The 14,061-nt window shown below is 56.4% G+C and carries 15 protein-coding genes; 8 read left to right on the forward strand and 7 right to left on the reverse strand.

Annotation, left to right across the window (positions count from 1 at the left end; translation table 11 throughout):
* Positions 1-59 precede the first annotated feature (59 nt).
* The 3 genes from trmL to EBA31_RS25220 all read left to right on the forward strand — a co-directional run bounded on the left by trmL (position 60) and on the right by EBA31_RS25220 (position 2,150).
* On the forward strand, positions 60-533 hold the full coding sequence (gene trmL, locus EBA31_RS25210; RefSeq protein WP_020837573.1) for a tRNA (uridine(34)/cytosine(34)/5-carboxymethylaminomethyluridine(34)-2'-O)-methyltransferase TrmL: 474 nt from the start codon (positions 60-62) through the stop codon (positions 531-533).
* Between the two features lie 62 nt (positions 534-595).
* Positions 596-1,345, forward strand: a complete 750-nt coding sequence (locus tag EBA31_RS25215; RefSeq protein ID WP_122080457.1) for a CHAD domain-containing protein — start codon at positions 596-598, stop codon at positions 1,343-1,345.
* Between the two features lie 133 nt (positions 1,346-1,478).
* Positions 1,479-2,150 carry a DUF3313 domain-containing protein gene (locus tag EBA31_RS25220; RefSeq protein ID WP_122080458.1) on the forward strand — a complete coding sequence of 224 codons (672 nt, stop codon included), beginning with the start codon at positions 1,479-1,481 and terminating at the stop codon, positions 2,148-2,150.
* Between the two features lie 63 nt (positions 2,151-2,213).
* On the opposite strand, the gene cysE is transcribed toward EBA31_RS25220, so the two are convergent.
* From cysE to EBA31_RS25245, 5 genes are all read right to left on the reverse strand, one after another.
* A complete protein-coding gene (cysE, locus tag EBA31_RS25225; RefSeq protein ID WP_046374883.1) occupies positions 2,214-3,035 on the reverse strand; it encodes a serine O-acetyltransferase in 822 nt (273 codons plus the stop codon).
* 106 nt (positions 3,036-3,141) lie between these two features.
* Positions 3,142-4,161 carry an NAD(P)H-dependent glycerol-3-phosphate dehydrogenase gene (gene gpsA, locus EBA31_RS25230; RefSeq protein WP_020837578.1) on the reverse strand — a complete coding sequence of 340 codons (1,020 nt, stop codon included), beginning with the start codon at positions 4,159-4,161 and terminating at the stop codon, positions 3,142-3,144.
* On the reverse strand, positions 4,161-4,631 hold the full coding sequence (secB, locus tag EBA31_RS25235; protein WP_020837579.1) for a protein-export chaperone SecB: 471 nt from the start codon (positions 4,629-4,631) through the stop codon (positions 4,161-4,163). Before secB ends, gpsA begins: the two co-directional genes overlap by 1 nt.
* A gap of 59 nt (positions 4,632-4,690) precedes the next feature.
* On the reverse strand, positions 4,691-4,939 hold the full coding sequence (grxC, locus tag EBA31_RS25240) for a glutaredoxin 3 (RefSeq protein WP_012147490.1): 249 nt from the start codon (positions 4,937-4,939) through the stop codon (positions 4,691-4,693).
* A 28-nt stretch (positions 4,940-4,967) separates the two neighbouring features.
* A complete protein-coding gene (locus tag EBA31_RS25245) occupies positions 4,968-5,402 on the reverse strand; it encodes a rhodanese-like domain-containing protein (protein WP_020837580.1) in 435 nt (144 codons plus the stop codon).
* A gap of 298 nt (positions 5,403-5,700) precedes the next feature.
* On the opposite strand from EBA31_RS25245, the gene gpmM reads away from it, so the two are divergent.
* From gpmM to EBA31_RS25260, 3 genes are read left to right on the forward strand one after another with little or no spacing between them, the layout of a single operon-like run.
* Positions 5,701-7,245, forward strand: coding sequence for a 2,3-bisphosphoglycerate-independent phosphoglycerate mutase (gene gpmM, locus EBA31_RS25250; RefSeq protein ID WP_122080459.1), 1,545 nt, complete (start codon positions 5,701-5,703; stop codon positions 7,243-7,245).
* Positions 7,246-7,254: 9 nt separating this feature from the next.
* Positions 7,255-8,589, forward strand: a complete 1,335-nt coding sequence (gene envC, locus EBA31_RS25255) for a murein hydrolase activator EnvC (protein ID WP_116691556.1) — start codon at positions 7,255-7,257, stop codon at positions 8,587-8,589.
* Between the two features lie 2 nt (positions 8,590-8,591).
* Entirely contained in the window at positions 8,592-9,557 is a 966-nt protein-coding gene (locus EBA31_RS25260) for a divergent polysaccharide deacetylase family protein (protein WP_122080460.1), read from the forward strand.
* Positions 9,558-9,589: 32 nt separating this feature from the next.
* Here EBA31_RS25260 and tdh read toward each other — a convergent pair whose 3' ends face one another.
* Together tdh and kbl are read right to left on the reverse strand one after the other, a co-directional pair.
* Positions 9,590-10,615 carry an L-threonine 3-dehydrogenase gene (gene tdh, locus EBA31_RS25265; protein WP_044554904.1) on the reverse strand — a complete coding sequence of 342 codons (1,026 nt, stop codon included), beginning with the start codon at positions 10,613-10,615 and terminating at the stop codon, positions 9,590-9,592.
* A gap of 9 nt (positions 10,616-10,624) precedes the next feature.
* A complete protein-coding gene (gene kbl / locus EBA31_RS25270; protein ID WP_046374879.1) occupies positions 10,625-11,821 on the reverse strand; it encodes a glycine C-acetyltransferase in 1,197 nt (398 codons plus the stop codon).
* 240 nt (positions 11,822-12,061) lie between these two features.
* On the opposite strand from kbl, the gene rfaD reads away from it, so the two are divergent.
* Both rfaD and rfaF read left to right on the forward strand, forming a co-directional pair.
* A complete protein-coding gene (gene rfaD / locus EBA31_RS25275; protein WP_020837590.1) occupies positions 12,062-12,991 on the forward strand; it encodes an ADP-glyceromanno-heptose 6-epimerase in 930 nt (309 codons plus the stop codon).
* A gap of 22 nt (positions 12,992-13,013) precedes the next feature.
* Complete coding sequence (rfaF, locus tag EBA31_RS25280; RefSeq protein ID WP_020837591.1) at positions 13,014-14,060, forward strand: ADP-heptose--LPS heptosyltransferase RfaF; 1,047 nt, start codon at positions 13,014-13,016, stop codon at positions 14,058-14,060.
* The last annotated feature ends 1 nt before the right edge of the window (position 14,061 follow it).

The raw sequence follows: 14,061 nt of genomic DNA on the forward strand, positions 1-14,061 counted from the left end.
CTAAGACAGGCCGGTAAGATTTTGCTATTCTGCGCCCCTCGTCATGAGGGGCTTTTTACATGCTGAACATCGTTTTATTCGAACCTGAAATTCCACCCAATACCGGCAATATCATCCGTCTGTGCGCCAATACCGGTTTTCAACTGCATCTGATAGAGCCAATGGGCTTCCCGTGGGATGATAAACGCCTGCGCCGCGCCGGGCTGGACTACCATGAATTCGCCAGTATCCGACGTCATGCCGACTACGCCGCCTTTATCGCCAGCGAAAATCCGCAGCGTCTGTTTGCCCTGACCACCAAAGGCACCCCGGCACACAGCGCAGTCAGCTACCAGGCCGGCGACTACCTGTTGTTCGGACCGGAAACTCGCGGTCTGCCCGCCGAGATCCTTGACGCCTTGCCGGCACAGCAGAAAATCCGCATCCCCATGCAGGCACAAAGCCGCAGCATGAACCTGTCCAATGCTGTCGCGGTAGTCGTGTACGAAGCCTGGCGGCAGTTGGACTACGCGGGCGCGCTGATTAAGTCTTAATCAATGACAACCGCTCCTGCGGAGACGATAATACTGAAAGGTTTCCTCTCCGGGGACATCGCATGGCTTTGGCTAAGAGCATTATTGCGCAGATACGCAGGCTCGAGCGCGCGATGAATCAGGCGCTGCTGCGTTTGCAGGCCCCCTCAGACGTTGAGGCCTTGCACGACGTACGCATCAACCTGCAGCGTATCAGAAGTCTGCTGCGACCATTACGCGGTATCCCTGGCGTAACTGGCCTCAGCAGCGCTGCTGCCGACTTGGGAAAAATCACTACGCCGATACGCGATCTGGAAGTGCTGATCGCCGAGCTGGAACTGCATCAGTTGGCATGGCAGGCCAATACGCGCAAAACCGAGCTGTACCGCCGCAAACTCGCGCTGATGTCACACCCGTTGCTGACCCATTTTCCCACTCTGCTACATACCTGGCCAAAAATCTTCCGCCGAACTCAACCCCGACACATCAAACGTCGTGTTGCCCTCCGCCTACGCCTCCAGGTAAAACAGCTACGCCTGGCATTGGCCGACATACATTACGATCGGCACCAACTGCGCCTGCTGGTTAAGCGTCTGCGTTATTTTGCCGAAGCCTATTCTCAACTCTCCCTCATCACGCCTGAAACCGTCGCCAGCCTGAAAACGGCACAAAGCGCACTCGGAGATTGGCACGATCGTTTTGTCTGGTGCCAGCAGGCCGAAAACCAGCAAGATCTCTGGCCGCTGTTGCCGCAGTGGCAAATGGCGCTGGAGACGACGCGGGAGCAAGCAGAAAAGGCACTGCTTTCACTTTCGCGAACGCTGAGTGCCTAAAACCAGCGGCGTATCACGATACTGTCAAAAGAATGCAGAAACAGGGCACGGCGAGCGCCGAAAACATTCACTGCCCCGGAGGATAATAAGCTATGTTTTGTAAGGGTAATCGACATTCATCATAGGAAATCGTATGAAAAAACAACGTTTGGGCGTTGCCATGGCGGTTTTGGCAGCGGGCCTGTTACTGGCGGGCTGTTCGTCCAAAGTAACCAAAACGGATCAGTACTCGGGATTCCTGTCTGACTACAGCAAACTGCAGGAAACCACATCACCAAGCGGCCACAAAACGCTGCGCTGGATCGACCCAAGCTACAAAGAGTCCAACTACCGCGGCCTGTATTTTGAGCCAGTAGTCTATTTCCCTGCTGAAAAACCGACGACGCGCGTTAGCCAAGAAACGCTGAATAAAATAAAGGCTTACGCTTCTCAGCGGATTAAAACCGCGCTTCAAGATCGCTTTACCGTACTCAATAGTCCGGCCGGATCACGCGTGCTGGTGGCTAAACTCGCCATCACGGCAGTGTCTGCAGAAAACGAAGATATGAAATTCTATGAGGTGGTACCGGTCGCGGCTGTGGTTGCCAGCACCATGGCAGCCAGCGGTCACAGAACCCAAAACACCACGCTGTATATCGAAGGTGAATTGATCGATCAGGATACCGGCAAAACGGTATTGGAAGTCGCTCGTAAAGCCTATGGTAAAACCGTCAGCAACGACAGCTCACCGGTAACAGCGGAAGACGTCAAAGCAGCGATCGACGACATGGTTAAAGACATCACCAACTTCCCTAAACAGGGTTAACCCTGCGAAGAAAAAAATCGGGGGAGCCAAAGCTCCCCCGATTTTATTCGTCAACTCACCGGATTAAATCCCGTCACCGTATTCAAAACCGTGATTAGTACCGTTGAAGTACTGGTCCATATCCATCGACGGCGTATCGCTTTCTGGCCGGCCGACGAGGCGTGCAGGCACGCCCGCGGCGGTCGTATGCGCAGGAACAGACTGCAGCACCACCGAGCCAGCACCGATTTTAGCGCCTTTACCCACTTCGATATTGCCGAGAATTTTAGCCCCGGCGCCAATCATTACGCCCTCACGGATCTTCGGATGGCGATCGCCGCTGGTCTTTCCGGTACCACCAAGGGTAACCGACTGCAGAATAGACACGTTATTTTCTACTACGGCAGTTTCACCGATCACGATACCAGTAGCGTGGTCAAGCATAATGCCGCAGCCAATCGTGGCCGCCGGGTGGATATCCACGCCGAAAGCGACCGAAATCTGATTCTGCAGGTATATCGCCAATGCTTGCCGCCCCTGCAGCCACAGCCAGTGGCCGATACGGTAGGCCTGCAGCGCATGAAAACCTTTCAGGTACAGCAGCGGCGTTGAATATTTATCTACCGCCGGGTCTCGCAGGCGCACGGCCAGGATGTCACGGGCGGCCGAAGCGATCATTTGCTGGTCGGCTAAGTAGGCGTCTTCCACCACTTCACGCACCGCAATGGCCGGCATAATGGGATTTGCCAGCTTGTTTGCCAGAATATAGCTGAGCGCACCGCCCAGGTTATCGTGCTTGAGCAACGTCGCATGATAAAAGCTAGCCAGCATCGGTTCACACTCAGCCAGCTCTCTCGCCTCTGATTTAATGCTATTCCAGACCTGCTCTAACTCTTCTGACGACATCAGGTTCCTCTCCGCCTTGCAAAACAGGCTGCCTCATCGCAAAGCAATCAGGCAGCCCAATTCAGTTGCCGGGGTCAGCATGCCGCCCCGCATTCTATTTTATAGGTCAAGCGTTGTGTTTTTCGTCTTTTCTGGTCCGCCCCAACAGGCTTAGCGCAGCCTCGCGGGCATCTTTATGGCAGTACAGCACCTGGTAAATTTGTTCGGTAATCGGCATTTCAACGCCGTGCCGCTGCGCCAACGCCAATACCTCTTTGGTATTGCGATAGCCTTCGACCACCTGACCTATACTGTCCTGCGCTTCCTGCACGCCTTTTCCCTGCCCCAGCATAATACCGAAGCGGCGGTTGCGCGATTGGTTATCGGTGCAGGTTAACACCAGATCGCCCAGCCCGGCCATGCCCATGAAGGTCGAGGGATCGGCACCCAGCGCAGAGCCAAGGCGTGTCATTTCCGTCAAGCCGCGGGTAATCAATGCGGTACGGGCATTAGCACCAAACCCGATACCGTCTGACATCCCAGCGCCAATGGCAATCACGTTTTTCACCGCCCCGCCCAACTGCACGCCGATAAAATCGGGGTTGCTGTAGACGCGGAAACTTTTTCCGCAGTGCAGCAACTGCTGCAAGTCATCGGCGAACTGCGCATCGGTAGAGGCCAACGCAATGGCGGTAGGCAGCCCGGCAGCCAGCTCTTTGGCGAACGTCGGTCCGGAGACCACCGCCAGCGGAATGGCTTCGCCCAGTGCTTCGCGCGCCACGTCCTGCAACAGCCGACCGGTTTCTGCCTCCAGCCCTTTGGTCGCCCAAACGATACGGGCATCCGGCCGCAAATGCGGTTTCAACTGGCGTAGCACATCACCGAATACATGGCTTGGCACCACCACCAGCACGTCGCGGCTAGCCGCCAGCGCACGGGCCAAATCGGCTTCAAGCAACAGCGTATCGGGGAAGGTGACGTCGGGAAGAAAGGCCTGATTGCAGCGATCGTGCTGCATTTTTTGAATCTGCTCGGGGTTATGGCCCCAGAGCACCACGGAGTGGCCGTTACGCGCCAGCGTAATAGCTAATGCGGTGCCGTACGAGCCGGCACCGATCACTGTCATTGAAGCATTGACGCTGTTCATCAGGCATCCTGATGTGGTGCGGCACCTTCGCCTTCCGCCTGCTGCTGCAGATAGTTCATGAACAGCGCGTCAAAGTTAACCGGTGCCAGGTTCAGCTGCGGGAATGTACCGCGAGAAACCAGGCTGGTGATGCACTCACGCGCATACGGGAACAGAATGTTCGGGCAGTATGCGCCCAGGCAATGCGCCAGCTGCGTGCCGTCGATGCCCGCTACGGAGAAGATGCCCGCCTGCTGCACTTCACACAGGAACGCAGTTTCTTCGCCCAGAGACGCCGTCACGGTTACGCGCAGTACAACCTCATACACTTCGTCAGCCAACTGGCTGGAAGCGGTATCTAGATCCAGTTTAACTTCTGGCTGCCATTCCTGCTGGAAAACCTGCGGCGCTTTTGGCGCTTCGAAGGAGATATCCTTGGTGTAAATGCGCTGAATCTGGAAAGCCATCTCTGTGCTGTTTTGTTCTGACATGTGTGTAATACCCTTGGTTAAACGTCCTTATTGACACTCAGTAACCGGTAGCGGCCCGCTTAAAGCAGCGGATCCAGACCACCACGAGCATCGAGTTCATATAAATCATCGCAGCCGCCGATATGTTGGCCATCGATGAAAATCTGAGGCACGGTGGTGCGCCCACTGCGCGCAATCATCGCTTCGCGTTTTTCATTATCGCCATCGATGGCGATTTCGTTAAACGCGGCGCCCTTGCTGTTCAGCAGCGCTTTAGCGCGATGGCAGAACGGACAGGTCGCTTTGGTGTAGATATCAATGTTAGCCATGGATTACCACCTCAACTACGTTAAATAATTACTTACCGCGTACTAACGGCAGGTTTTCCCCGCTCCAGCCGGCAATCCCGTCCTTCAGCGTAGTGACGTTTTCAAAGCCCGCCTTGTGCAGGTTTTCTGCCGGCTCACGTGAAGTGGTGCCGTTGGCACACACCACGATGATTGGCTGAGCCTTGTGTTTTTCCAGCTCGCCCAGGCTGCCGCTTTTGATTTCGCTGGCGGTCAGGTTAATGGCGTTGGCCAGGTGGCCTCTGCGGAAATCATCACGGCTGCGGGTATCCACCACAACGGCATCTTCTTTATTAATCAGTCGGGTGGCTTCACCACGGGTGATCTCTTTCACCTTGGAGAAACTGCTCTTGAACGTCATGACGATCACCGCAACCAGCAGGGCGATCCAGGCCAGGCTCAGTATGGGATGCTTGCTAACGAATTGCATAATTTCTTGCAGCATGGGGTGTAACAACTCCCGTCAGTTTAAGGAAAAAATAACTCAAGGTTCCAGAGTATACCTGCCGAGTGCAGCAAATACAGCCAATAAGCAAGTGCTAGTGCAGAAACTGCGGGCTACGCTGAGAAATTCTCTGCGCCACAGCCTAAAAGCCGCCCTTGTTGACCGCAACTTTGATCTCTCTGGGCTCTTTTTAACCGTCGGCGTTGTAAAATCGGCCGGTTTTTAGGGTGAATAGCCATCACTCCGGCATCGGGCAGATGGCTATTCACAACTTAAAATTCATAACGAGGTTAATGCAATGTCGAGCAACAAAAAACCGATGGTACTGGTGATCCTGGACGGGTACGGCCACCGCGAGGAGCAACAGGACAACGCCATTGTGAACGCCAAAACGCCGGTGATGGATCGCCTGTGGCAACAGCAGCCACACACGCTGATCGCCGCATCCGGGCTGGATGTTGGCCTGCCTGACGGTCAAATGGGCAATTCGGAAGTCGGCCACGTCAACCTGGGGGCCGGGCGCATCGTTTATCAGGATCTGACCCGGTTGGATAAAGAAATCAAAGAAGGCGATTTCTTCGCGAATCCAACGCTGACGGCAGCGGTCGATAAGGCCGTACAGGCCGGCAAAGCAGTGCATATCATGGGGTTGCTGTCGCCGGGCGGCGTGCACAGCCACGAAGACCATATTCTGGCCATGATTGAACTGGCCGCGCAACGCGGTGCCAAAGCCGTTTATCTGCATGCCTTCCTCGACGGTCGCGATACCCCGCCACGCAGTGCTGAACCCTCCTTGCAACGCTTTAGCGATGCCTTTGCCAGCCTCGGCTGCGGGCGTATCGCATCGCTGATCGGCCGTTACTACGCCATGGACCGCGACAACCGCTGGGATCGCGTTCAACTGGCTTATGATTTACTGACCCAGGCCAAGGGCGACTTTGTCGCCGACAACGCCGTTGCTGCCCTGCAGGCCGCTTACCAGCGCGGCGAGAACGACGAGTTCGTCAAGCCGACCGTTCTCCAGACTGCCGTGGAGGCCACTGCCGAACTGCACGACGGCGACGCACTGATTTTCATGAACTTCCGCGCCGATCGCGCACGCCAGATCGTTCGTGCCTTCGTGAATGCGGATTTCGACGGTTTCCCACGCGCCAAAGTCATCAACTTTGGTGATTTCGTGATGCTGACCGAATACGCTGCCGACATCAAAGTTCCCTGCGCCTATCCGCCGGCATCGTTGAATAACACCTTCGGCGAATGGTTAATGAAGCACGACAAAACCCAGCTGCGCATTTCGGAAACCGAAAAATACGCCCACGTCACCTTCTTCTATAATGGCGGCGTTGAAGAGCCGTTTGCCGGGGAAGAACGTGTGCTGATCAACTCACCGAAGGTCGCGACCTACGATCTGCAGCCAGAAATGAGCGCCGCCGAACTGACCGACAAACTGCTGACCGCCATTAACAGCGGCAAGTACGACGCCATCATCTGCAACTATCCAAATGGCGATATGGTGGGTCATACCGGGGTTTACGACGCGGCAGTGAAAGCGGTGGAAACGCTGGACGGCTGCATCGCCCAGGTCGTCGAAGCGGTGAAAGCCGTCGACGGGCAACTGCTGATCACCGCCGACCACGGTAATGCCGAGCAAATGCGCGATCCGGCGACCGGTCAGGCGCACACCGCCCACACCAGCCTTCCGGTACCGCTGATTTACATCGGCAAGCCTGCCCGCGCCGTCAACGGCGGCAAGCTTTCGGACATCGCGCCGACCATGCTGACGCTGATGGGAATGGAAATCCCGCAAGAGATGACTGGTAAGCCGCTGTTCATCGTGGAATAATCCTTCCCTATGAGGGAAAAGGCGTTTTTTGCACTATCAAGGGTAACCCGAAGCGCAAACCCAGGCAGCCAACCGCTGCCTGAACGCACCGCGCCAAGGAAGTTAACCACCCTGTGCGCCAGCGTATTTTACGCTGGCGTCTTGTTGTTGCCGTTAGCCAGCCAGGCGGCGGAAGACAATAAATCCCAGCTCAAAGACATCCAGCAAAGCATCGCCGAGAAAGAAAAGGCGGTTAAGCAGCAGCAGCAACAGCGCAGCTCATTGCAGGATCAGCTTAAGCAGCAAGAAAAAACCATCGCGCAGGCCAGCCGCCTGCTGCGTGACACCCAAAGCACATTGAGCCAACTGGGGAAAGATATCTCCGGCCTGAATGCCTCAATCGCCAAGCTGCAAAAGCAGCAATCCACCCAGCAGGAAATCCTCGCCAAACAGCTCGATGCCGCCTTCCGCCAAGGCCAGCACAGCGCCGTGCAATTGATCCTCAGCGGTGAAGAGAGCCAGCGTAGCGAGCGTATTTTGGCTTACTTCGGCTACCTGAACGACGCGCGTCAGCAAACCATTGAAGAACTGAAGCAAACTCGCGCCGAGCTGGCAAAGCAAAAAACCACGCTGGTGGCCAAGCAGGGCCAACAGAAATCGCTGCTAGGCGAACAACAAACGCAGCAGCAGAAGCTGGAGCAGGCACGCGGCGCACGTAAGAAAACGCTGACCGCGCTGGAAGCCTCGCTGGAAAAAGATCAGCAGCGTCTGGTGGAACTGCGCCAGAACGAAACCCGCATGCGCGACAAGATTGCCCGGGCCGAACGAGAAGCCCGTGCCCGAGCGGAACGCGAAGCGCGTGAGGCCGCCAAGGTTCGCGAGCAGGTTCGCGTCAAAGAACAGCAGGCGAAGAAAACCGGCACCAGCTATAAGCCAAGCGAAGCCGACCGCTCACTGATGGCCCGCACCGGCGGCCTTGGCAGACCGGGTGGGCAGGCAATATGGCCGGTCCGCGGCCGCACGTTGCATGGTTTCGGTGAACAGCTGCAAGGTGAACTACGCTGGAAAGGCATGGTGATCTCCGCCGCCGAAGGCAGCGAAGTGAAAGCTATCGCCGACGGTCGCGTGCTACTGGCCGACTGGCTGCAGGGCTATGGCCTGGTTGTCGTCATCGAACACGGTAAGGGTGACATGAGTCTGTATGGCTACAACCAAAGTGCACTGGTCAACGTCGGGGCACAGGTGCGCGCCGGCCAACCGATAGCCCTGGTAGGCACCAGCGGAGGCCAGGGAACGCCATCGCTCTATTTCGAAATTCGTCGCCAGGGTCAGGCCGTTAACCCACTACCGTGGTTGGGAAGATAGATTTGCGCTATAACAAAATCCGTACTGCCGTCTTGATTGGCTGTCTGCTGCAGGTCTGCGCCGCACAGGCAGGGAAACTCTCCATCGTCATCGATGACGTGGGCTACCGCCCGCACGAAGAGAGTGCGGTGCTGCAAATGCCGACGGCCATCTCCGTTGCAGTGCTGCCCAACGCCCCCCATGCCCGCTTAATGGCCACCCGCGCCCACAGTCAGGGCCGGGAAGTACTGATCCATATGCCGATGGCTCCGCTCAGTAAGCAACCGCTGGAGCGTGACACGCTGCAGCCTTCCATGAGCAGCGAAGAGATCCAGCGCATTATCCGCAATGCGGTCAATAATGTGCCCTATGCGGTGGGTATGAATAACCACATGGGCAGCGCCATGACCTCCAGCCTGCCAGGTATGCAGAAAGTCATGCAGGCGCTCGACAGCTATCAGCTCTATTTCCTCGACAGCATGACCATCGGCAACAGCCAGGCCACCCGAGCGGCGGCCGGCACCCATGTGAAGGTGATCAAGCGTAAGGTGTTCCTGGACGATACGGCCAGCGAAGCCGATATTCGCCGCCAGTTCAACCGGGCGGTCGAATTGGCACGGCGCAACGGTTCCGCTATTGCCATTGGCCACCCGCGGCCGGCGACGGTGAAAGTGCTGCAGCAAATGCTGCCTACGCTGCCAAGCGACATCGTGCTGGTGAAACCCAGCTCGCTGCTGAACGAACCACAGGGCGGCGGTAGTGGCGGCAGCTATGTTCCACCACCGGTCAAACCGCAGAAACCGCAGCCGAAGAACCCGTTCAATGGCGGGATCAAGCAGTGTAAGGTCAAGTTGCCGAAGGAAAAAGTCAACGCGGGCAAGGTCATGAGTGTGATCGGCGAAAGCGTGACCCAGTCGCCGGCCGTGACCTTCATTAAACGTCAGTGGCAACGCTGGACGGACTCAACGCCAGACAAACCTAAAGCATAAAATCAGGGCCGGAATTCCGGCCCTTTTTACTGTTAATCCCAGCTCAAAATCACTTTCCCGGACTGGCCGGAACGCATGGCATCAAAGCCCTGCTGGAATTGGTCGATCGAGAAACGGTGAGTAATGATAGGCGTCAGATCCAAACCAGACTGAATCAGCGCCGCCATCTTATACCAGGTTTCAAACATCTCACGACCGTAAATCCCTTTGATAAACAGCCCTTTGAAGATCACCTGATTCCAGTCGATCGACATATCCGACGGTGGAATACCCAGCATGGCAATACGCCCACCGTGGTTCATCGCATTGAGCAACGAACGAAACGCCGGTGGCGCACCGGACATTTCCAGCCCAACGTCAAACCCTTCGGTCATGCCCAACTCGGCCATCACGTCGTTCAGGTTTTCTTTGCTGACGTTCACCGCACGGGTCACGCCCATTTTACGCGCCAGATCCAAACGGTATTCATTGACGTCGGTAATCACCACGTGGCGAGCGCCAACGTGCTTACATACCGCAGCGGCCATGATGCCAATCGGGCCGGCACCGGAAACCAGCACGTCTTCGCCCACCAAATCAAACGACAGCGCGGTGTGCACCGCATTGCCGAACGGGTCGAAGATTGACGCCAGTTCATCGGAGATATTGTCCGGGATCTTGAAGGCATTGAACGCCGGGATCACCAGATACTCAGCAAACGACCCTGGACGGTTCACGCCCACACCGGTGGTGTTGCGACACAGGTGCGTGCGGCCACCCCGGCAGTTGCGGCAATGGCCGCAGGTGATATGGCCTTCGCCTGAAACGCGGTCGCCGACGTTGAACCCTTTGACTTCCTGGCCGATGGCAACCACTTCACCCACGTATTCGTGGCCGACGACCATAGGCACCGGGATGGTTTTCTGTGACCATTCATCCCAGTTATAGATATGAACATCGGTACCGCAGATCGCGGTTTTACGGATTTTAATCATGATGTCGTTATGACCCAGCTCCGGCTGAGGCACATCGGTCATCCAAATCCCTTCTTCCGCTTTCAGTTTTGACAATGCTTTCATGGTTTTACCTTATGCAATAACGCCAAGATCTTTACCGATACGAATGAACGCCGCAACAGCACGCTCAATTTGCTCCGGGGTATGATCGGCAGACATCTGGGTACGGATGCGTGCCTGGCCTTTCGGCACCACCGGATAGAAGAAACCTGTTACATAGATGCCTTCCTTGAGCAACGCATTGGCGAATTCCTGCGCCAGTTTTGCTTCACCCAACATCACCGGGATGATGGCGTGATCGGCCCCGGCCAGCTCAAAGCCCGCCGCGGTCATTTTTTCACGGAACAGGCTCGCATTGGCCCACAGGCGATCGCGCAGTGCATCGCCCTCTTCCAGCAATTCCAATACTTTGATCGACGCTGCGACAATCGCCGGCGCCAGCGAGTTGGAGAACAGATAAGGGCGCGACCGCTGACGCAACCACTCCACAACCTCTTTCTTCGCCGCGGTATACCCGCCGGAAGCGCCGCCCAACGCCTTGCCCAAGGTACCGGTAATGATGTCGACGCGCCCCATCACTTCGCAATACTCGTGGGTGCCACGCCCGTTGGCGCCAACGAAACCAACCGCGTGGGAGTCATCCACCATCACCAACGCCTGATATTGGTCCGCCAAATCGCACACGCCTTTCAGGTTGGCGATCACGCCGTCCATTGAGAACACGCCGTCGGTGGCGATCATGATATGGCGTGCTCCGTCAGCCTTGGCCTGCTTCAGCTGTGCGGCCAATTCAGTCATATCGTTGTTGGCGTAGCGATAGCGCTTCGCCTTGCACAAGCGGACACCGTCGATGATCGAAGCATGGTTCAACGCATCAGAAATAATGGCGTCTTCCGGACCCAGCAGGGTTTCGAACAGACCACCGTTGGCGTCAAAACAAGAGGAATACAGGATGGCGTCTTCCATCCCGAGGAAATCGGCCAGCTTTTTTTCCAGCTGTTTATGGCTATCCTGGGTGCCACAAATAAAGCGCACCGACGCCATGCCGAAACCATGGCTGTCCATACCGGCCTTGGCCGCCGCGATCATCGCCGGGTGGTTAGCCAGGCCCAGGTAGTTGTTGGCGCAGAAATTGATCACATGGCTGCCGTCGGCTACGGCGATATCAGCCTGCTGAGCGGTAGTAATAATGCGCTCTTCTTTGAACAATCCCTCGCTACGGGTGGTCTCAAGTTGTTGTTCCAACTGCTGATAAAAAGACGCGGACATTCGGTTATCTCCAGGATTGGGCTGTTTTCAACATATTTTACTGATTTGTAACCAAACTGACGAGAATCAGCGGGAGAGAATATGAAAATTGCAGCAGATATCACGGCAAAGTACTGCAGTGCTCGACATCACGGGATATTCAGAGCCCGTCCGATGTTTGCAGCGGCATGAAATGCTATTATAAGCGGCATTGAGCGTGGGACACCGTGTCCCACCGGGCAGAATAACAGGGGTAACCCAATGATTATCGTCACTGGTGGCGCCGGCATGATCGGCAGCAATATCATTAAAGCGCTGAATGACACAGGGTATCGCGATATCCTGGTGGTAGATAACCTGAAAGATGGCACCAAATTCGCCAACCTGGTCGATCTCGACATCGCCGACTATATCGACAAAGAAGATTTCATCGCCAATATCGTGGCCGGTGACGATCTGGGTGAAATCGACGCGGTTTTCCACGAAGGTGCCTGCTCGTCCACCACCGAGTGGGACGGCAAGTACATGATGGACAACAACTATCAGTACTCTAAAGATCTGCTGCACTACTGCCTGGATCGCGAAATTCCGTTCCTGTACGCCTCTTCTGCAGCCACCTACGGCGGTCGTGAAGAGTTTATCGAAGAGCGCCAGTTTGAAGAGCCGCTGAACGTTTACGGCTACTCGAAATTCCTGTTCGACCAGTACGTACGTGAAATTCTGCCTGAGGCAGACTCGCAGATCTGCGGCTTCCGTTACTTCAACGTCTACGGCCCGCGCGAAGGCCACAAGGGCAGCATGGCCAGCGTGGCATTCCACTTGAACAGCCAGATCAACCGCGGCGAGAACCCGAAACTGTTCGACGGCAGCCAAAACTTCAAGCGTGATTTCATCTACGTCGGCGACGTAGCGGCAGTGAACCTGTGGTTCTGGAAAAGCGGCGTCTCCGGCATCTTCAACTGCGGCACCGGCCGTGCGGAAACCTTCCAGGCGGTGGCCGACGCGGTAGTCGACTTCCATCAGAAAGGCGCAGTGGAAAACATCCCGTTCCCGGAAAAACTCAAAGGTCGTTATCAGGCGTTTACCCAGGCCGACCTGACCAAGCTGCGCGCCGCCGGCTATGACGCACCGTTCAAAACGGTCGCCGAAGGCGTGAAAGAGTACATGGCCTGGTTGAACCGCACCGCCTAAGCTGAAGGAACAAACGTAGGGTATGAAAATACTGGTTATCGGCCCTTCATGGGTTGGCGATATGATGATGTCGCAAAGTCTCTACCGCACCCTGAAGGCCGAGCACCCGACGGCAGAAATTGATGTGATGGCGCCGGCCTGGTGCCGTCCATTGCTGGCGCGTATGCCGGAGGTCAACCAGGCCCTGTCGATGCCGTTAGGCCACGGCGCATTGGCACTCGGTGAGCGTCGACGTCTCGGGCATGCCCTGCGCGCTAACGGATACGATCGCGCTTATGTGCTGCCGAACTCCTTCAAATCTGCGCTGGTGCCCTTCTTTGCCCAGGTGCCACGGCGCGTTGGTTGGCGCGGGGAAATGCGCTATGGCCTGCTGAATGATATTCGCGTACTGGACAAGGCCGCCTTCCCGCTGATGGTGCAGCGTTATGTCGCGCTAGCCTATGACAAGCAACGCATTCAACGCGCAGAAGATCTGCCGCAGCCGCTACTGTGGCCGCAACTGCAGGTCAGCGACGAAGAGATTGCCGAAACTACCGCCGCCTTCAACCTGACCGATCATCGGCCGATCATCGGCTTTTGCCCCGGCGCCGAGTTCGGTCCGGCCAAACGCTGGCCGCATTATCACTATGCCGCTCTGGCACAGAAGCTGATCGATCAGGGTTATCAAATCGCCCTGTTCGGTTCCGCCAAGGATAATGAGGCGGGCGAACAGATCCGCGCTGCGCTGGATGACGACGCCCGCGGCTTTTGCATGAACCTGGCTGGGGAAACTCAGCTGGAGCAAGCGGTGATCCTGTTGGCCTCCTGTTCGGCCGTGGTCAGTAACGACTCAGGTTTGATGCACGTTGCGGCGGCGTTGAATAAACCGCTGATAGCCTTGTACGGCCCGAGCAGCCCGGACTTCACGCCGCCGCTGTCCGACAAGGCCAAAGTGATCCGCTTAATTAGCGGTTACCATAAGATACGCAAAGGCGATGCCGATCAGGGTTACCATCAAAGCCTGATCGATATTCAGCCACAGCAGGTGTTGGACGCGCTGACGCCGTTACTTGCCGCCAGCGAGGAATAAG

The organism is Serratia sp. P2ACOL2 (genome assembly GCF_003691565.1).
GTDB classification, from domain to species: domain Bacteria; phylum Pseudomonadota; class Gammaproteobacteria; order Enterobacterales; family Enterobacteriaceae; genus Serratia; species Serratia liquefaciens.